General features: G+C 69.6%; 13 protein-coding genes and 1 pseudogene. 8 read left to right on the top strand and 6 right to left on the bottom strand.

The window, feature by feature from the left end; all coding sequences use genetic code 11:
* From ACFXB5_RS24710 to ACFXB5_RS24700, 3 genes are all read left to right on the top strand, one after another.
* Positions 1-955, top strand: a 955-nt coding sequence (locus ACFXB5_RS24710; protein WP_385211557.1) for a hydantoinase/oxoprolinase family protein, incomplete at its 5' end; no start/stop codon positions are given.
* Complete coding sequence (locus ACFXB5_RS24705; protein WP_385211556.1) at positions 952-2,973, top strand: hydantoinase B/oxoprolinase family protein; 2,022 nt, start codon at positions 952-954, stop codon at positions 2,971-2,973. The genes ACFXB5_RS24710 and ACFXB5_RS24705, both read left to right, overlap by 4 nt.
* Complete coding sequence (locus tag ACFXB5_RS24700) at positions 2,960-3,256, top strand: hypothetical protein (protein WP_051574019.1); 297 nt, start codon at positions 2,960-2,962, stop codon at positions 3,254-3,256. The genes ACFXB5_RS24705 and ACFXB5_RS24700 overlap by 14 nt, the downstream gene beginning before the upstream one ends.
* A 12-nt stretch (positions 3,257-3,268) precedes the next feature.
* Here the strand turns inward: ACFXB5_RS24700 and ACFXB5_RS24695 are convergent, their stop codons facing one another.
* The 5 genes and pseudogenes from ACFXB5_RS24695 to ACFXB5_RS24675 all read right to left on the bottom strand — a co-directional run.
* The gene (locus ACFXB5_RS24695; RefSeq protein ID WP_385211554.1) at positions 3,269-3,496 is read right to left on the bottom strand and encodes a TetR-like C-terminal domain-containing protein; all 228 of its coding nucleotides are present in this window, start codon (positions 3,494-3,496) and stop codon (positions 3,269-3,271) included.
* Positions 3,497-3,943: 447 nt separating this feature from the next.
* Complete coding sequence (locus ACFXB5_RS24690; protein WP_385211552.1) at positions 3,944-5,035, bottom strand: integrase core domain-containing protein; 1,092 nt, start codon at positions 5,033-5,035, stop codon at positions 3,944-3,946.
* Between the two features lie 104 nt (positions 5,036-5,139).
* Positions 5,140-5,868: an IS110 family transposase gene (locus ACFXB5_RS24685; protein ID WP_385211550.1), complete on the bottom strand. Its 729-nt coding sequence runs from the start codon at positions 5,866-5,868 to the stop codon at positions 5,140-5,142.
* Between the two features lie 190 nt (positions 5,869-6,058).
* Positions 6,059-7,150, bottom strand: a complete 1,092-nt coding sequence (locus ACFXB5_RS24680) for an integrase core domain-containing protein (protein WP_385211548.1) — start codon at positions 7,148-7,150, stop codon at positions 6,059-6,061.
* Between the two features lie 94 nt (positions 7,151-7,244).
* Positions 7,245-7,618, bottom strand: a pseudogene (locus tag ACFXB5_RS24675) (transposase); the annotation flags it as partial.
* Between the two features lie 108 nt (positions 7,619-7,726).
* Here ACFXB5_RS24675 and ACFXB5_RS24670 point away from each other — a divergent pair.
* On the top strand, positions 7,727-7,984 hold the full coding sequence (locus ACFXB5_RS24670) for a hypothetical protein (protein ID WP_385211546.1): 258 nt from the start codon (positions 7,727-7,729) through the stop codon (positions 7,982-7,984).
* A gap of 36 nt (positions 7,985-8,020) precedes the next feature.
* On the opposite strand, the gene ACFXB5_RS24665 is transcribed toward ACFXB5_RS24670, so the two are convergent.
* Positions 8,021-9,847, bottom strand: coding sequence for an amino acid adenylation domain-containing protein (locus ACFXB5_RS24665; protein WP_385211544.1), 1,827 nt, complete (start codon positions 9,845-9,847; stop codon positions 8,021-8,023).
* 421 nt (positions 9,848-10,268) lie between these two features.
* Between ACFXB5_RS24665 and ACFXB5_RS24660 the strand changes: the two genes are divergently transcribed.
* The 4 genes from ACFXB5_RS24660 (at position 10,269) to ACFXB5_RS24645 (ending at position 18,848) form a co-directional block, all read left to right on the top strand.
* Positions 10,269-16,253 carry an aminotransferase class III-fold pyridoxal phosphate-dependent enzyme gene (locus ACFXB5_RS24660; RefSeq protein WP_385211542.1) on the top strand — a complete coding sequence of 1,995 codons (5,985 nt, stop codon included), beginning with the start codon at positions 10,269-10,271 and terminating at the stop codon, positions 16,251-16,253.
* Between the two features lie 63 nt (positions 16,254-16,316).
* Positions 16,317-17,318, top strand: coding sequence for a beta-ketoacyl-ACP synthase III (locus tag ACFXB5_RS24655; protein ID WP_385211540.1), 1,002 nt, complete (start codon positions 16,317-16,319; stop codon positions 17,316-17,318).
* 85 nt (positions 17,319-17,403) lie between these two features.
* Positions 17,404-17,637 (top strand): acyl carrier protein, encoded by a 234-nt coding sequence (locus ACFXB5_RS24650; RefSeq protein WP_385211538.1) that lies wholly within the window; start codon positions 17,404-17,406, stop codon positions 17,635-17,637.
* Positions 17,634-18,848: a beta-ketoacyl-[acyl-carrier-protein] synthase family protein gene (locus ACFXB5_RS24645; RefSeq protein WP_385211536.1), complete on the top strand. Its 1,215-nt coding sequence runs from the start codon at positions 17,634-17,636 to the stop codon at positions 18,846-18,848. Before ACFXB5_RS24650 ends, ACFXB5_RS24645 begins: the two co-directional genes overlap by 4 nt.
* The last annotated feature ends 131 nt before the right edge of the window (positions 18,849-18,979 follow it).

The following is an 18,979-nucleotide window of genomic DNA, read 5'->3' as shown; positions in this document are numbered from 1 at the left end:
TAACGCGCCCCCCGCCCGCCCCCCCCACGCCCCCCGGGCCCCCCCGCGCGCGCTGGCCGTAGTCGCGACCCCCCGCCGGACCCCCGAGCCGCTCGGCCTCAGCGTCGAGGACGCCGCCGCGGCCATCTACGCCATCCAAAACGCCCAGGCCGCCGACCTGCTGCGCCAGGTCGTGGTCAACGCCGGACATGATCCTCGGGACTTCATCGTGTACGCCTTCGGAGGCGCGGGGCCCGTGCATAGCGCTGCCTACGCTGCCGATCTCGGCGCCCGCCAGGTGCTCGTCCCGCTCGGGCCGATGGCCTCGGCCTTCTCCGCCTACGGCCTGGCGGCCTCCGACGTCGTGCTGTCCGCGGAGCTGTCCCGCCCCCGCACGATGCCGATGCGGGCCGCGGAGATGGACGACATCTTTCGCGGTCTGGAGAAGGAACTGCACGCCCGCATCGCCGAGCAGCAGGTCATCTTCGCCGAAGTGTCCTATACCCGCGAGGTCGACGTGCGCTACTCGCTGCAACTCGCGGAACTCGTCGTGCCGGTCCCGGGCGGCGAGATCACCGAGAAGACGGTCGCCGCGCTGCAGGACGACTTCGCCGCCCTGTACGAGCGCCGCTACGGCGCGGACACCGGCTTCGCCGACGCCGGCCTGCAGGCCGTCACCTTCCGGATGTACGCCAAGGGGACACTGCCGTTCGCGCCGGAGTTCACGGTCCACGACGCCGTGCCGGCCCCGGCCCCGGTCGGGGGCCGGCGGCGCGCGCTCCTGGACCCCGAACACGGTTTCCAGCAGGTCGCCGTGCTGGACTACCGGGACCTGCGCCCCGGACACCACTTCGCTGGCCCCGCGGTCCTGGAGGCGGGCACCACCACCGTAGCGGTGCCGCAAGGGTTCACCGCTGAAGTCGACGTTCTCGGGAACCTCCTGCTGAACGTCCCCACGACCAGGGAGACGCGATGACGATCCAGATCGCCGGCTCGGAGAAGTTCGCGAACCGGTCGTTGCCGGCCGCGGAACTGCGGGACAGGATCGAGCAGGCCGGCCACGTCCGCCTGACGTCCCACGTGCGGCGCGGCGAGGTCGACGCGCTGACGTACGAGGTCGTCCGGTACCGGCTGGCGACCCTCACCCATGAGGCAGGCGAGGCGATCAAGCGGATGTCGGGCAGCGTGATCGTCACCGACTGCAACGACTTCGACTTCAGCATCATGAATGAACTCGGCGAGCAGGTGCAGGTCGGGCTCTTCAACACGCAGCTCGTCGCCACCATGGACATGGCCGTGCAGTGGACGCTGCTGAACCGTGCCGCGAACCCCGGTATCGGGCGGGGTGACATGTTCCTGTGCAACGACCCCTGGATCGGCGGCGGCCTGCACCAGAACGACGTCTCCGTCTTCGCCCCGTTCTTCGTCGGCGACGAACTGTTCGGCTGGACCTGCGCCGTGGCTCACCAGGCCGACCTCGGCGGCATCGCGCCTGGCAGCCGTAGCGTCCACGCCCGAGACGTCTTCGCCGAGTCGCTGCCGACCCCGCCGGTGAAGATCGTCGAGGCGGGCCGCTCGCGGGCCGACATCGAGGACGTCTATCTGCGCCGCTCCCGGGTGCCCGACCTTGTGGCGCTGGACTTGCGCGCGAAGGTCGGCGCCAACAAGATCGCCCAGGAGGGCCTGGACCGGCTCGTGGAGCGCTACGGCGCGGACGTGGTCAAGGACGTCATGCGGCGGATGATCGACGACGCGGAGGCGCGGCTGCGGGCGAAGCTCCGGCAGATCCCGGACGGTTCGGTCTCCAGCGCCACCTTCCAGGACTCGGCCCGTGAAGGCGACGACGGCGTCTACAAGATCGCATTGACACTCACCAAGCGGGACGACCACCTCACGTTCGATTTCACCGGCACCGACCCACAGGTCGAGGGGTTCATCAACTGCACCCACGCGGGGCTGCGGGGAGGCATCATGCCCGCGCTTCTCACCTTGCTGTGCGGCGACATCCCCTGGGCGGCGGGCGGTTTCGTCCGCTGCATCGACGTGATCAGCGAGCCGGGCAGTGTCAACGACGCGACGTTCCCCGCCAGCGTCGGCAAGGCGTCCGTCGGCTCGGCCTGGGCCACGCACAACGTGGTCAGCGAGTGCGTCGCTACCCTGATCGACAGCAGCGCGCCGCTGCGTCCGCGGGTCATGAGCGTCTGCATGGGCACGTGGGACTCGGCCGTGCTCTCCGGCGTCGACCAGCGCGGACACCGCTACGTGACGTCGATCGGCGACCCCATGGCCGGTGGCATGGGCGCGCGGACGGAAAGCGACGGCGTCGACACCGGCGGTCTGGCGTTCATGCCGATGGGCAGGATCGCCGACGCCGAGATGAACGAGTTCAACTTCCCGGTCCTGTACCTGTGGCGCCGGGAGGAGCCGGATTCCGGCGGCCCGGGGCGGCAGCGCGGCGGCGTCGGCGGGTCGAGCTGCTTCGTCCTGCACGACGCACCCGACCGCGGTGCGAGTCTGTTGACGACCGGCGGCGGCAAGGCGGTGCCGCAGGCAGTCGGCCTCGCCGGCGGTCTGCCCGCCAGCACCCAGCACGATGTGCTCGTCAGGGGCAGTGATGTGCGGCAGGTACTCGCCGGCGGGGCGCTCCCGGCTTCCCTCGACGATCTGCACGGCGAGCGGGAACTCATGCCAGCCCACCTGGCCACATCACTGGCCTGGGACGACGTCTATTACATGCACTGGACCGGCGGCGGAGGCTATGGCGACCCGCTGGCGCGCGACCCGCATGCGGTCGCCGCCGACGTCGCCGCGGGGCTCGTCACCCCGCACGCGGCGCGCGACGTCTACGGAACCGTCCTCGACAGCGGCAGCGGCGATGATGGCGGTGGCGTCGATGTCGACCGGACGGCCCGCCGCCGAGAGACCCTTCGCCGGGCCCGCGCCGGCCAGCCGGACACCACCGAGCAGGGAGCCGTCGCGCATGAAGATCGATGAGAATCTGATGATCTCGGCGGCAGGCGAGGAGCGGTGCGCGCACTGCGACGCCCTGCTCGCGCTCGGCGGAGAACCGCACCTGTCCCGGGCGATCGTGCGCGAGGTCGACGCCACGGCGCTGGGGCCCCAGGTGCGCATCGCCCCGGAGCGGTACACCCCGGCCGCGATCGTGGCCCGCCTCACCCTCTGCCCGGGATGCCTGACGCAGCTGCGGGTCAGTGTCGGCCCCCGGTCCACGGCGGACCACCGGGGCCGCGCTCTGGGTGCGGCGCTACCGGATTGAGCCGGGTCGGCGTCAGTGCTCGCGCCGGTCGGCGGGACACGGCCGGGGGCGTATGATCGCGTCGATCATCTCCTCGGCGAGCCGGTGCGGGTCGGGCCAGTCGATGGCGTCCTTGTTGATGCGCAGGCTCACGACGCCGTGCAGGGCGGTCCACAGCAGGAGCGAGGCACGCTGCGTGCCGCCCTCGGGATCGATGAGGCCGTCGTTGCGCTTGCCGAATACCTCATCCGTGCAGGTCACGCGGCATGTCTGTATTCGTGGAGGATGCCGCCAAGGTGGTCGTGGCGTCGTATGTCGAGGTGGCCTAGCCTGTCGGGATGGTTGATTGGTGTGGGCAGTGGGTGTAACGGTCGGGTGTTCGCGATGCCCTGGTGCGGGCGATGGGGGTTGTAGAACTCCTCGAACTCTCGCAGAGCGTGGAGAAGCTGGCGTTGGTTCCAGATCAAGGTTCGATCCAGGAGCTCGTGTCTGCGGGTCGATCCCCGTGTCATTGAGGACAGCGGCGAACAGGGCTGGGAACTTCCCGTCCTGTCTCTGATGATGTTCACGAGGTGCCTCGGATCGCCAAGCTCCTGCGCGTGCCCACCCCCGCCGACCGCGGGCCCGCCCAGCCGTGGCGCCCCGGCACCCCGGTCCCGCTGGCCCTCCCGCCGGACACTGCGGGTGCCGATAAATCATCCGCGCAGCTCAGGCCGCGTGCTGGTACTGGTGGAGCGTTCCGCCGAGCCGGTCTCGTCTGTGGACTTCCAGGTGGGTGAGCTGGGCTTGTTGGGTGATGGGTGTGGGTAGCGGGCGGCATGGGGCGGCTTGTTCCAGGGCTCTGTGCGGGCGGTGCTCGTTGTAGAAGAATTCGTACTCGCGCAGGACGTGGAGGAGGTGGCTCTGGTTCCAGATCAGGGTCCGGTCAAGGAGTTCCCTGCGGCAGGTCTGTATCCAGCGCTCCATGACCGAGTTCATCCGTGGTATCCGAATGCCGGTGGTGACGACCTTGAGACCGGCATCGGTCATCAGGGCATCGAAGGCGGCTGTGAACTTGGAATCGCGGTCGCGGATGAGGAACTTCGCCTTGCTGTCCGCGTCCTCGAGGTCCATGAGGAGATTGCGTCCGAGCTGCACGATCCACTCCGCAGTGGGGTGTGCCGTGGCGCCGAGGACCCGGATGCGACGGGTGGCGTGCTCGGTGACAGCAAAGACGTACAGGCGCGCCCCCGTCAGCGTGCGGACTTCGAAAAGATCGCAGGCGAGAAGGGCCTCGGCCTGGCCGCGGAGGAAGTCGGCCCAGGTGGTGCTCTGCCGTTCGGGCGCGGGTGGGATGCCATGATCGCGGAGGATCTCCCAGACCGTGGAGGCGGCGACCTTGATCCCCAGGGCTGCGAGTTCGCCGTGGATCCGGCGATACCCCCACGAGACATTCTCCCTGGCCAGGCGCAGGACCAGGGCGCGGATCGACCGGAAGGTGCGCGGGCGTCCACGTCGCCTGGGTACGCAGGTCACGGCATGGCGCCGTCGTAGCAGTTCGCGATGCCAGCGCAACACCGTCTCGGGGCGGACCAGCAGCAGAAGGTGCCGCAGTCTGTCTTTGGAGAGGTGGTGGAGCAGGCCGGCCAGGACGGCACGGTCGCTGTCGGTGAAGCTCGGCTTGCCGGCCTGACGCTGCAGGACCAGCAACTGGTGCCGGAGTACGAGGATCTCGATGTCCTTGTCTCGGTCGCTCATCGGCAGGAGGCGTAGGAACGCCAGGGCGTTGGTCGTGGCTAGGTAGGCCAGGCGCAGGAGCACAACAGATCATGATGCCGCCGGGGCCCCGTGCGGGTGAAGCGCTTGGGGCGAATGACAAGGAGAGCCGAAGATCCGTGATCAGGCTCCCGACCTGCGTGGATGATTTATCGGCACCCGCAGGTCTGGATCGTGTTCGCCTTCGCATCGCGGTGGTGGCGGCGGTGTCGGGCCAGGACCGCGGTGATCTGGGTGCGCGTCAGCTTCGCCCCGGCCGTGGGGGTGGGCGCCTTGATCAGCAGTTCCAGGGCATCCGTGCTGGTCAGTTCAAGGTCTGCGTAGGCGGACAAGGCGGCGGGGAAGTACTCCCGCAGTGTGGTCCGCAGCCGCTGGAAGGTGCGGGTGCGTTCCCAGATCAGGGTCTGGTGGGCGCGGGCGACGACCTTCACGGCCTGGGCCTGGTCGCTGTCCCCGGCCACCGGCCGTAGCTGGTCGCGGTCGATGCGGACCATGTCCGCGAGCGCGTGTGCGTCACCCTTGTCGCTCTTGGCGCCGGAGGTGCCGTACCTCTCCTTGAAGCGGGCGACCTGCCTCGGGTTGATCGCGTAAACCTGGTAGCCGGAGGCGACCAGGGCCTGCACCCATGAACCGCGGTCGGTCTCGATCCCCACCACCACCTCGGCCGGATCCAGGTCCCCGCCGCCGTGCTTCGCGACGAGCTCGTGCAGTTTCGCGATGCCCTCCACGCCCTCGGGCAGCTTTGCCACCGCGAGTTTCCGGCCCGTCTCGTCCTGGACCTCGACGTCGTGGTGATCTTCGGCCCAGTCATCGCCGATCAGCAGCAACTCGTCCTCCTGGTCAGGTACTTCGCTTCCTCTGCAGCCTGCGGAAGGCACGGCACGCGGCCTAATGGATCCAGTGCTCACGCCCCACTGCCCGGCGGGCACGCCACCCCATCAACGGTCTGGCCTCCCTGCCGACCAGCAGGGGCACGGTCTGACCACAGAAGTCGACTGCTTCCGGCGGCGAAAGTGCTCACCTGCTGGCGGCTACGGCACCGAGCCTTCCCCGACCCGGCAGCTCCCATTAGGCGGCATGTTCATAGGTGTGGAGAGTGCCGCCGAGTTGGTCCTTCCGCCGGATATCGAGGCGGTTGAGCTGTTCGGGATTGGTGAGGGGACGGGGGAGTGGGCGCAGGGGTGCTGCGGCGCGGAGGGTGCGGTGGGGTCGGTGCTGGTTGTAGAAGGTTTCGTATTCGCGGAGTGTGTACAGGAGGTGCGCTTGGTTCCAGATGAGGGTGCGGTCGAGGAGTTCGGTTCTGCAGGAGCGGATCCAGCGTTCCATTACTGCGTTCATGCGGGGTACGCGGATACCGGTCTTGATGATGGCGATGCCTTCGTCTTCGAGTACGGCGTCGAAGGCATCCGTGTATCTGCGGTCGCGGTCACGGATCAGATACTTCACCGTCGTGCCGGCCCCGTGGAGGTCCATGGCGAGGTTCCGGGCAAGTTGGGTGGTCCACGCTGCGGTGGGGTGGGCGGTTGCGCCGAGAACGCGTATACGCCGCGTGGCGTGCTCGATGGCGGCGAAGACGTACAGGCGTGCTCCGGTCAGCGTCCGGGTTTCGAAGAAGTCGGCGGCAAGAATTGCGTGTGCTTGGCCGCGGAGGAAGGTGGTCCAGGTCTGGCGGTCGCGCTGGGGTGCGGGATCGATGCCGTTGTGCCGGAGGATCTCCCATACCGTGGAGGGGGCTACCTTGATCCCGAGGGTGGTGAGTTCGCCGTGGATTCTTCTGTATCCCCAGTTCGGGTTTTCTCGGGCCATGCGCAGGATGAGGGTTTGGATGCTGCGGTGGGTGGGTGGTCGTCCTGGCCGTTTGTGGCGGGAGGCGTTGGCGTGGCGGCGGTGTAGGAGGTCGCGGTGCCAGCGGAGGACAGTGTCGGGGGAGACGATCAGATGAAGTTGCCGGAGTGTGGTGCGGGGGAGCCGGTGGAGCAGGGCGGCGAGGAATATGCGGTCGGGCGGAGTGAGTCGGGGTTTGGCGACCTGGCGTTGAAGGACGGCCAGTTGATGGCGCAGGGTGAGAATCTCGACGTTCTTGTCGGTGTCGCTGATCGGCAGCAGCCGTAGGAGAGCGAACGCGTTGGTAAGCGTGAGGTAGAGGAGTCGCAGTAGCACGATGGATCATCCTGGCGTACCAGCCCGGTGGCTCTCAGCCGCATCTTTAATCCTGCAGGTCACAGCCTACGGATGAGGTTTTCGGCACCCACAGGATCCAGTGCTCAGCGGGGTAGTCGAAGAACGCCAGCGGCTGCTCGGAGTCGTCGATGATCTTCTTGACGGTCTTGGGGAACTTCGCGCCGTAGAGCTTGGCGAACGCGGCCACAGCCCCTTGTGCGTGGTCGCGGTCTTCGGCGTGGTAGATGTCCTGGATGGCCTTTTTCGCTCCGGGTTGCGCGGGCTTCGGCATGGCGTCGAGGACATGGGCCGTCTTGTGAACCCAGCATCGTTGCTCGCGGGTCTGGGGGATACCTCCGCGAGGGCCTTCCAGAAGCTCAGGGCGCCGTCTCCGACGGCGGGCACCGGGGCGCGCGTGCCCCGGCGGGCGCAGTCGCGCAGCAGATCGGCCCACGACTCGCCGGACTGTCACGTCGTTTCCCTCGGCCGGTTTCAGCAGGGCGGCGAAGCCGCGTACGAGATCGGTGAGCGTGTGCGGGTGCCGAAAATCCGACCGACGCCGGTGAGGAGCAACGGGTGTTCGACCAGATCCGCGAGCTGGCCGGGGACGGGCGGACCGTCATCCTCATCACCCACCGGGTGGCGTCCGTGCGCCACGCGGACCTCGTCCACGTGCTCGACCGCGGCCGGCTCGTCGAGTCCGGCACCCCCGCCGAACTGCTGGACCTGCCCCACGGGCACTTTCGCGGCCGGTACGGGATCCAGGCCGCCCACCCAGTTCGGCCGGACCGCCGGCCGGGCGGGGAACGCGAGCCCGCCGCCGGCGGAGGCTGACCGTCTCTGACACGGCGGGCTCCCGCGCTTCTGCGATCAGTTGTCGAGCGAATTCACCGGCGCCTGCCGCACCAGCGAGTCGATCCGTGCGGCCATCTGGTCCAGTTGCGGGCACTCGTAGAAGGAGTTCAGCGGGACGTCGACGCCGAAGCCCGCCTTGATGGCGTCGCGGACCCGCGGCACGGACAGGGAGTCACCGCCGAGGGCGAAGAAATCCGCGTCCTCGGCCTGCGGCCGCACGGCGAGGATCTGTGACCAGATGAGGGCCAGTTGCTGCGCGGTCGCACCGCCGACGGCGGCGTCGCCCGGGGCGGAGCCCGCACTCTCGGACGTCACGTCGGGCAGCTGCTTCCGGTCGATCTTCCCGGACGCCGTCAGCGGCATCCGGTCGAGCACGATGACTCGGGACGGCACCATGTTCTTCGGCAGCCGCTGCGCGAGCGTGGTCCTGAGCCGGTCCGACGACACCTCGGCGCCGGCGCCGGCCTGCACGTAGGCCACCAGCTGGTGCCGTCCCTCGTCGGCCTCCCGTGCTACGACTCCGGCGTGCACGACACCCTCCACGTTGAGCAGGGCGGCTTCGATCTCGCCGAGCTCCACCCGTACGCCCCGGATCTTGACCTGGTGGTCCATCCGCCGGTGGAAGACCAGCTCGCCGTCTGCCGTCCTGCGAGCCAGATCGCCCGTGCGGTAGATCCTGACCCCGGGCTCGCCCTGCGGGTCCGGGAAGAAGACCGCGTCGGTCAACTCGGGGTTGTTGAGGTAGCCGGGCGCGAGGAACCGGCTGCGCACCCACACCTCGCCCAGTTCGCCGTCGGCGACCTTGTCGCCGTCGCCGTCGCGCAGCACCACCTCCCGGCCCGGGAGGGCACGGCCCACCGGTACCGTGGGCGCCTTCTCGTCGTCCGCGGTGACACGGTGGCACGTGGCCAGGATGTTCTCGGTCTGGCCGTACATGTTGTAGATGTCGGCCCGGGGGAAGGCCGCGCGCATCTTCGCCACCAGTGCCGGCCGCAGTTCCTCGCCGGAGACGGTGAGCGCCCGCACCTGGTCGAGTGCGGCCCCGCCGGCGCTGTCCAGGGCGTCGACCAGGGCGCGGTAGATACTGGGCGCACTCGCCATGTGGGTCGCTCCGTGGCGGCGGGTCCACTCCACGACTTCGCGCACGTCCGACTTGACCTCGGGGGGCGGCATGATCAGGGTCGCGCCGCTCCGGATGGCGGAGAAGATCTCCACGCAGGCCGCGTCGTAGGTGAACTGCGCCAGCTGCAGCTGCTTCGCACCCGGGGCGAGGCCGACCTCGTCGGCGTACCACTCGGTGAGCTGGTCTATGTTGCCCGACGTCAGGATGATGCCCTTGGGTGTCCCGGTCGAGCCGGAGGTGTACACCACCGTCGTGGTGTTCGTCGGCAGGGTGGCCGGACCGCGGTCGCGGCTGATGCGCTCGATGAAGATCTCCGAGGACTCTCCTGTCCGCAACAGGCCCAGGTTCAGCTCGGCCAGATCGGCGACCAGTTGCTTGCCCCCCTGGCTGCTGTCGGCCAGCAGGTACCTGGCTCCGCAGTCGCGGACCACGGTGCGGTTCCTCGCGGCCGGCTGGTCGCTGTTCAGCCACACGAAGGCGGCGCCGGCCTCCAGCGTGGCGAACATCGCTGCCACCGCGTCCGGTCCGTGCTCGATGCTGATCACCACGGCGTCGCCGGGACGCAGGCCGACGGAGGCGAGTACGTCCGAGTACCGCGTGACGCGGCGGCGCAGATCGCCGTAGGTGTGCACGCCATCGGCCGCGATGATCGCCGTACGATCGTCGTCCTCGCGGATCCCGCTCAGATGGGCCAGTGCGCTGGCGCTGTTCGACTGCACGCTATCGCCCTTCAGTCCGGGGACGAATGCATCCCCTAAATCGGTTGACCACCGTGGAATAGGGTTCGATGGCAACTGGAAACTCGCCCCAATTTATGGTCGGCCCCTATTGCGGTCAAGAAGTCCAGGGAATTGTGCGGTCGCCGGAGGTACTTTCGTCTATTGGTGCGTATACGAAGGTTCGGCCGCGGCAGGTCGTTGGGTGGCGTTTCCTTGACGATTGCCGAAGAAGGTTCATAGCTTGATCGCACTTGCGTGTCGTGCCGAGTGATGGGGCAACGTTGATCGAAATCCTGAGAAAGCGTTCAGTCGATTCCACAGGCGGCGTTTTCCGCGCGCAGGCCGCGCTCCACCACCCCACCGCCGAGGAGTTCACCGAGGCCTGGTCCGTTCGGAAGAGGCGGTATAGGAAATGGACCCGATGACGGCTGACCGCGATGACCGCGATGTCGCGATCATCGGCATGGCATGTCGTTTCCCCGGTGCGGTGAGGACGACCGAGGACCTCCTGCGACTGTCGGTCGATGGTGTCGACGCGATCGACGAGGTGCCGGAATCCCGGCAGCTGCGCGGTCTGTACTCGCCCGATCCGACCGAGCCCGGCCGGATCGGCACGCGGTGGATCGGCTCGATCGACGGGATCGACCGGTTCGACGCGGAGTTCTTCGGCATCACGGCACGGGAAGCCGAGCAGATGGATCCCCAGCAGCGGATCCTGCTGGAGACGGCGTACGAGGCGCTGGAACTCGCCGGGGTGCCGCCGACCAGTGGCCAACTGTCCGAGGGCGGGGTGTACGTCGGTATCAGCGGCAGCGACTACGGGCGGCTGCTGGGCCGTCGGACGACCGAACTCGGCGGGCACTTCGTCACCGGACAGGCCAGTTCCGTCGCGGCCAACCGGCTCTCGTACCTGCTGGACATGAGCGGCCCCAGCATGGCCGTCGACACCGCGTGCTCGTCCTCGCTGGTGGCCGTGCACCTCGCGGTGCGTGCGCTGCGCGAGGGGGACTGCCCCGTGGCACTGGCCGCCGGCGTCAACCTGGTGCTCGCGCCGGACAACTGGGTGTCCGTGTCCAAGGCGGGAATGATGTCGCCGACCGGACGGTGCTACTCCTTCGGTGCGGAGGCCGACGGTTTCGTCCGCGCGGACGGCTGCGGGGTGCTGGTGCTCAAGACGCTGGCCCGGGCCCGGCGGGACGGCGACGAGATCCACGCGGTGATCCGGGGCAGCGCGATCAACCAGGACGGGGCCAGCAACGGGCTGACCGCCCCCAACGGCCCGGCGCAGGAGGCGGTCATCCGCGCCGCGCTGGCGGACGCCGGGGTACGGCCCGAAGAGGTCGGCTACGTGGAGGCGCACGGATCCGGCACGCCCCTCGGAGACCCCATCGAGTTCGCCGCGCTCACCGCGACGTACGGCAAGGTGCCGGCCGGAAGCCCGCCCTGCTACGTGGGTTCGGTGAAGTCCAACATCGGGCACGCCGAGGCGGCCGCGGGAATGGCCGGCATCATCCGCCTCGTGGCCTGCCTGCGCGCCGGATACGTCCCGGCTTCCCTGCACACCGAGGAACTCAACCCCCGGCTGACGACGGACGGGCCGCGGCTCGCGGTGGCCCGCCGGACCGCACGCTGGTCCGACGGACCCGATCGACGGACGGGCGCGGTCAGCTCGTTCGGATTCGGCGGCACGAACGCGCACGTGCTCGTCCAGCAGGCGGATCCGGTGTCGCAGCGATCCCCGGCGCCCGCGCCGACCGGGCTGGTACTGCCCCTGTCGGCCAAGGGCGAGGAGCCGCTGCGGGAGCTGGCGGAACGGTATGCGTCTCTGCTGTCCGACGACGGCACGGCGGCGGGGGACCTGTGCTACAGCGCGGCCGCCCGGCGCGCCCACCACCCCGTGCGCGGCGCGTTCAGCGGACGGGACCGCGCGGAGCTGCGCCGGTCCCTGGAATCGTTCCTGGCCGACGGAGGAGTGCCCGACACGGTGGAGGGGCCCGTCTGGCGCGACACCGTCTACGTGTTCCCGGGACTGGGGCCGCAGACGAGCGGGCTCGGCTCGGCGCTCCTCTCGGAGCCGACGCTGGTCGAGCACTGCCACCGCTGCTCGGACGCGTTCGCACCACTCCTGGGTGTGTCCCTGTTCGAGTACCTGAGCCAGGGCGGTCCCGAGGCCGATGAGATCGCGCTGACCCGGACGGACATCGCGCAGGCGCTGCACTTCACCGTACAGAGCGGGCTCGCCGGACTGTGGTCCTCGTTCGGCCTGCGGCCCGCGGCCGTGATCGGGCACAGCGCGGGCGAACCGGCCGCCGCGTTCGTGTCCGGCATGCTCGACTTCGATGCCGCGGTGGAGCTGGTCGCCGCTCGCGGGTCGGTCATGCAGCACGCCGCCGTTGACGGCCGGATGGTGGCGGTCTCCGCGGCACCGCAGGAGATCGACGACCTGCTCGCGCGCTGCCCCGACGACATCGTGCTGGCGGTGGACAACGGGCCGCGGAACGTCACGCTGTCCGGCCCGGCCGAGGCGGTCGAGCAACTGGCCGCCCAGCTCCGGGCCGACGGACTGCGCGCCCGCCTGCTGTCGATCAGGTTCGGCTCCCACCACCCCGATCTCGCACCCGCCGGCGAGGAACTCGCCCGCCGTGGCGTCGGTGCCGCGACCGCTCCCGGTTCCGTCCCGATGTTCTCCTCGATCACGGGCGCTCTGCTCGATTCCGCGCAGATGACCGCCGAGCACTGGGGCCGGGGTGTGATCAACCCGGTTCTCCTCCGGTCCGCCGTGCAGCAGGCCGCCACCGTGGGGTTCGCCAACTTCCTGGAGATCAGTCCGCAACAGATACTGCTCGGCCCGGTGCACACCAGCGCAGCCGCCGTCGGCGTCCGGGCGAGCGTGCTGCACGCGCTCGGTGAGGGCGACGACGGAGCCGCGTCCGCGCGGGCCGTGCTGCCCGAGCTGTACGTCCGCCGTGCCGAACTCGACTGGCAGGCCGTGTACCCGGACGGGCGCTTCCTGCCGAGCACGCCGTCCTATCCGTGGCAGGGCCGCCGCTACTGGGCCCTGGACGGCTGGACACCCACCACTCTCGCCACTTCCACCGTTCCCACTTCCACTGCCCTCACCACCCCCACCGTCCCCTCTACTCCCACAGCCACCGAACCAGCACAGGAACCGCTCAGGAGGAGTACGTTGGCCGCATCGCAGGAGCACGCCCTGGCGGAGGTGGCGGAGGAAGTCGCCGCGATCCTCAAGTACCCGAGGGAACAGATCACCCCGGAGTCGTACTTCCTCGAACTCGGCGCGGACAGCATCCTGCTGCTCCAACTGGTGAACACCTTGAACAAGCGCCACGGTACGTCCTTCAAGGCGACCGACCTGTTCGAGAAGTACCAGTCCGTCGGTGACCTCGCCGACGCGCTCGCGGAGTCCGGCACCTTCGACGTGGAACCCCCTGCCGCTCCCCAGGCCACGGTCGCTGTGCCCCAGGCCCCGGCCGCCGTACCCCAGGTCCTGGCCGCACCGCCACAGGAGGCCGTGGTACTGCCCGCCGCCACCGGCCTCGACGCGGTCGTCCGCGACCAACTCGCCATCATGCGGCAGCAACTGGCGGTCCTCGGCGGCACGCCGGCCCCCCTCACCGAGGTTGCCGCACCCGCCGACGAGCCGCCGGCGCCACAGCCCGTGCTCCAGCCCGCGTCACAGCGCAAGGCGCCCGCGGCCCGCAGGTCTCCGGCGCCCGCTCCGGCCGCGGACGGAGCCCGGCTCGGCCCTCGGCAGAAGTCCTACGTGGACTCCCTGGTGCGGCGGATCGAGGACCGCAGCCCGCGGTCGAAACGGCTCGCCGGCCTGCACCGCGGCCGGATGGTGGAGAGCCGCCCCTGGGGGACCTTCCGTCCCGAGCTGAAGGAACTCAACTTCCCCATCATCATCGACCGGGGCAGGGGAGCGCACTTCTGGGACGCCGACGGCAGCCAGTACACCGACTACTGCCTCGGCTTCGGTGTGCACTTCTTCGGCCACAACCCGCCGTTCGTCCAGGACGCCATCGCCACGCAGCTGAAGCGCTCCTTCATGCTGGGGCCGCAGGTGGAACTGACCTACCAGGTCGCCGAACAGTTCTGCCGGATCACCGGGCACGACCGGGTCTCCTTCTGCAACTCCGGTTCGGAGTCGGTGATGGGCGCGGTGCGCCTCGCGCGACTCGCGACCGGTCGGCGGAAGGTGGCCTACTTCGAGAAGTCCTACCACGGCATCACCGACGGGGTGCTGGGCCTGCGCGGCGAGGAACTCGGCGGCGTCCGGCCGATCGTGGACGGGGTGTCGCCCGGAGCGCTGCAGGACGTGGTCGTCCTGCCGTACGACGACCAGGCCGCCCTGGACTACATCGCCTCCCACAGCGATGAGCTGGCCGCGGTACTCGTCGAGCCGATACAGGCGCGCAACCCCGTGACGCAGCCGGCCGAGTTCCTGCACAAGCTCCGCCGGCTGACCGAGGACACCGGCACGGTGTTGATCTTCGACGAGATGATCACCGGGTTCCGCATGCACATCCGCGGCGCCCAGGGGCTGTTCGGGGTCAAGCCGGACCTGGCTACCTACGGCAAGGTGCTCGGCGGAGGTCTGCCGGTCGCGGCCATCGCCGGCAAACAGTCCCTCATGGACGGGCTCGACGGCGGCAGCTGGGACTACGGTGACCGGAGCGCTCCGACCGCGGAGACCACGTTCTTCGGCGGCACGTTCCAGAAGCACCCGCTGGCGATGGCGGCTACCAAAGCCGCCCTGGAGTACCTGGAGCAGCACGAGGACACCGTCTACCGCGACGTGAACGACCGGACCGCGCGGGTGGTCGGTGCGCTGTCCGACCTGTTCACCCAGCACGGGGTGCCGTACACGCTGGCATCCGTCGGCTCGCTGTGGCGGTTCCAGTACCGCGGACAGTCCAATCTGTACCACCCCCTGCCGTTGGAGATGCTGTACCACAGCCTGCTGGCGGACGGTGTCTACATGTGGGAGGGCAGGACGTTCTTCATGTCCACCGCGCACACTGACAACGATGCCGAGCGGCTGATCGACGCGGTGGACCGGGGTCTGCACGCGCTGCGTGAGGCGGACTTCCTGGACGGGGTCGCCACCACACCCCGGGTCCGCGCGGCGGACCGCTGGCCGATGTCCACCCAGCAACGCGAGGTGTGGGACATCAGCCGGCGGCTCGGACCGACATCCGTGGTCTACAACGAGACAGCGGTGCTGGAACTCACCGGCGAACTCGACCTGTCGGCCCTGGACGCCGCGCTGACCGCGGTACGGCAACGGCATCCGGCGCTGCGCGCGGTCTGCTCCGCCGACGGCCGCGACCTGGTCGTGGAGCATGATGCCGCGAGCACGACGGCCGTACACACGGTGTCACCCGAGGACAGTCCCCAGACCGTGATCGACGAGCACGCCAACACGCCGTTCGACCTCCGGACGGGGCCGCTGTTCCGTGCCATGGTGCTGCGGCATTCGGAGAACCGCCACCACCTGCTCGTCTCGGGCCACCACGTGGTCTTCGACGGCACCTCCATGGTCGCCGTGCTCAACGACCTGGCGGACGGCTACACACGCGTCACCCAGGGGCAGGCTCTGGCGACGGTGCGGCCCGGACGGGTGCAGCCGGCCTATCCGGAACCGGCCGCCGACAAACGGGAAGCCGCGCTCGACCACTGGCGGCAGCGTCTGGCGGCGCCCCCCGCACCCGCGTGGGCCGTCCAGGACCGCCCGGCGAGCGCTCCGGCGACCCGGCAGGCCTTCGAGTTCGACGCCGCCCTGTGGACGGCGCTGGTGAAACGGTGCCCACAACTGCGGTGCTCACCGTTCATGGCGGTCTTCAGCGCGTTCACGGCGGCACTGCACGAAGTGACCGGACACGACGACCTGGTGGTCAGTACCCCGGTCGACCAGTGTCGGGGCGTGACGGAACAGGAACTGGTGGGCCACTTCGTCAGTTACGTCCCCGTTCGCAGCCGGCACATCGACACCGACCTTTCGAAGCACCGCCAGCAGTTCAGCCAGTCGCTCGGTGAGGACCTCTCTCACGGCACCCTGCCGCTGGGCGACGTCCTCGACGAGCTGGCCGAGCGGGGCGAGCTGGACGACCCCTGGCTCGCCCGACAGCGGCTCACCTCCGTGGTGTTCAACCTCAACCGCCCGCTGCCGCCGCCGAGGCTCGGCGATCTGGAGGCGCGGGTGAGCCTGCCGTCCACCGTGGAGGCGATGTTCGACCTGCTCTTCGATGTCGTCCCGATGGAGGACAAGGTGTTCGTGGAGATCGTGTACCGCGACCAGGTGCCCGCGGACGACATCACGCGGCTCTGGACACGCTGGCTCGAACTGCTCCACGAGACCGCCGACGACGGCGGAGAGGACTGAATGTCCCGGCGGCCCGACCGTGTCGTACGGGACCGCGACGCTTCCGACGGCGGTCATCCGCCCATGGCCGCCCCACACCCTGCGGCCGTGGTGGCCGGTATCGGCGCGTGGCTGCCCCCCGATGTGGTGACCAACCACGATCTCAGCGCCCGGATGGACACCACGGACGCCTGGATACGCCAGCGGACCGGAATTCGGCGACGCCACATCGCATCACCGGGAACGGCCGCGTCCGACCTCGCCGTGGAGGCGGGGCGGCGGGCGCTCGAGTCCGCCGGCCTGCGGACCGTGGACATGGTGGTGCTCACCACCACCACGCCCGACAAGCCCTGCCCCGCGACCGCGCCCGCGGTGGCCGCCCGGCTCGGTATGGAAGGCGTTCCGGCCTTCGACGTGGCCGCCGTCTGCTCGGGCTTCCTCTACGCGCTGGCAACTTCCGCGGGACTCATCGCCGCCGGTACGGCGGACCACGTCCTGGTCATCGCGACGGAGGTGTACAGCGCCATCATCGACCCCGCGGACCGCGGCACGGCGGTGGTCTTCGGCGACGGTGCGGGAGCCGTAGTGCTCCGCAGGGGCGACCCGGACGAGTGGGGTGCGCTCGGCGCCTTCGTGCTCGGCAGCGACGGGGTGCACGAGGACCTGATCCAGGTACCGGCCGGCGGCTCCCGCCAACGGAAGTCCGGTCTGCCGCCCGGCCCGGGCGACGAGTTCTTCAGGATGCGGGGCAAGGAGGTCTTCCGGCACGCCGTGCAGCGCATGACCACCGCATGCCGGCAGGCCACCCTCGCGGCCGGATGGGAGCCGGACCGCGTCGACCGGTTGGCGGCACACCAGGCCAATGCCCGCATCCTGACGGCCGTCTCGGAGCGACTGGGTCTCGCCGGGGACCAGCCGCTCAGCAATATCGAGCAGGTGGGGAACATCGGTGCGGCCTCCCTCCCCGTCCTGCTCGCCCACTCCGCCGAGCGGGGAGAACTCAAGCCGGGCCACCACCTCCTGCTCACGGCCTTCGGGGGCGGCCTGACGTGGGGGGCGACCACGCTGGTCTGGCCCCAGCTCTGAGTGTCCGCGCAGTCGTCGACGTGCGGGCCGAGTGCGGATGCACGATCAACAACCGTCCCATGTGATCAGAATGGATGAAGCGATCATGTTCGAAATGCTCAAGGGTCTTCTCGTCGGCAAGTTGAAGGTCGCCGAGGAACTGGTCACCCCCGAAGCGACCATCGAGGACATCGAGTTGGACTCACTCGCCCTGGTGGAGCTGGCGCTCCTCATCGAGCAGGAACTCGGCGTCAGCGTCGACGAGGACGAGCTGGCCGGCGCCCGGACCGTCGACGACATCACCAAGCTCATGTCGGAACAGAGCAACTCCGTCTCATGACCGACGCGGCCATCACCGGGGTCGGTCTGGTGACCCCGGCGGGTATCGGAGCCGGGGCCAACTGGGCCAGGGTGCGCGAGGGCAGGTCCACCGCGGCGGTCGATCCCCACCTCGACGGCATCCCGCCACACCTCTCGTGCCGGGTCCCGGACTTCGACGGGGCCGCCCTGCTCGGGGCCCGTCGGGCGCTGCACCTGGACCGTGTTGCCCAGTTCGCCCTGGTGGCCGCCGGTGAGGCGATCACCGACGCGGGACTGACCCCGTCCTCCTGGGACGGCGCACGGGTCGGTGTGGTGCTCGGGACCGCCGACGGTGGGATCGGCACCGTCGAGGAACAGCACCTCACCCTCGTCCGGGACGGATTCAAGCGGCTCTCGCCGTACCTGCTGCCGATGCAGCTGCCGAACATGCTGGCCGGCCAGGTGGCCATGGAATTCGGCGCGACCGGACCGAACCTGGTCGTGAGCACCGCGTGCGCCTCCGGGACCACGGCGATCGGGGTCGCCCGCGACCTGCTCGCGCTGGACCGGTGCGACATCGTGCTGGCCGGCGGCAGCGAGGCCATGATCACGCCGTTGATGGTGGGCGGATTCGCACGCATGGGCGCGCTCTCGGAACGGACCGACGAGCCGGAGGCGGCATCACGTCCCTTCGACGTCGACCGGGACGGCTTCGTGATCGGAGAGGGAGCCGGTGTCCTGGTGCTCGAACGCCCGGAGCACGCGCGAGCACGCGGCGCACGGGTGAGGAGCCGTGTCGTGGGCTACGGGGCGAGTGCCGACGCCCACCACGCGACGGCACCGCATCCCGAGGGCAAGGGCGCCGAGGCGGCGCTCCGCGCGGCGCTGGCCGATGCGGGGGCGGGGGGCGCCGACGTCGATCACGTCAACGCGCACGGCACGTCCACCCGGCTCAACGACCGCATCGAGGCGGACGTACTCGGGAGGGTTCTCGTCGGCCACCCGTCGACAACGTCCACCAAGGGGGTGACCGGACACCTCCTGGGAGCGGCCGGCGCGATCGAAGCCGTCTACACCACGATGGCCATCGAGTCCGGGACGGTTCCGCCCACGGCCAACCTCACCACCCAGGACCCGCGCATCGACCTGTCGCTGGTGTCCGAGCCGACCCGGGCGAAGGTGGGTCTGGCGTTGAGCTGCTCCTTCGGCTTCGGCGGACAGAACGCGGTCCTCGCACTCGCCGCCCCATGACGGTTCCGTCGCGGAACCGCGCAAAAGCCCCAAGACCCTGTTGTCACCAGGCCCTGTTTTTGGCGCCCACCACAGAAAGTTCGGAATAAGGGGCGGTCAGCGCCGCCAGCGGGGGGGCGGCGGGGGGGTGT

Origin of the sequence: Streptomyces sp. NPDC059455, from assembly GCF_042750115.1 — a bacterium.
In the GTDB taxonomy this organism is placed as follows: domain Bacteria; phylum Actinomycetota; class Actinomycetes; order Streptomycetales; family Streptomycetaceae; genus Streptomyces; species Streptomyces endocoffeicus.
Note: the sequence above shows the minus strand (reverse complement) of the source record. Positions and strands in the feature narration are given on the sequence as shown.

Coding starts and splice junctions, on each gene's coding strand:
- ACFXB5_RS24700 (WP_051574019.1), top strand. CDS start 2,960: ATGAAGATCGATGAGAATCTGATGATCTCGGCGGCAGGCGAGGAGCGG.
- ACFXB5_RS24645 (WP_385211536.1), top strand. CDS start 17,634: ATGACCGACGCGGCCATCACCGGGGTCGGTCTGGTGACCCCGGCGGGT.
- ACFXB5_RS24650 (WP_385211538.1), top strand. CDS start 17,404: ATGTTCGAAATGCTCAAGGGTCTTCTCGTCGGCAAGTTGAAGGTCGCC.
- ACFXB5_RS24655 (WP_385211540.1), top strand. CDS start 16,317: ATGGCCGCCCCACACCCTGCGGCCGTGGTGGCCGGTATCGGCGCGTGG.
- ACFXB5_RS24705 (WP_385211556.1), top strand. CDS start 952: ATGACGATCCAGATCGCCGGCTCGGAGAAGTTCGCGAACCGGTCGTTG.
- ACFXB5_RS24660 (WP_385211542.1), top strand. CDS start 10,269: ATGACGGCTGACCGCGATGACCGCGATGTCGCGATCATCGGCATGGCA.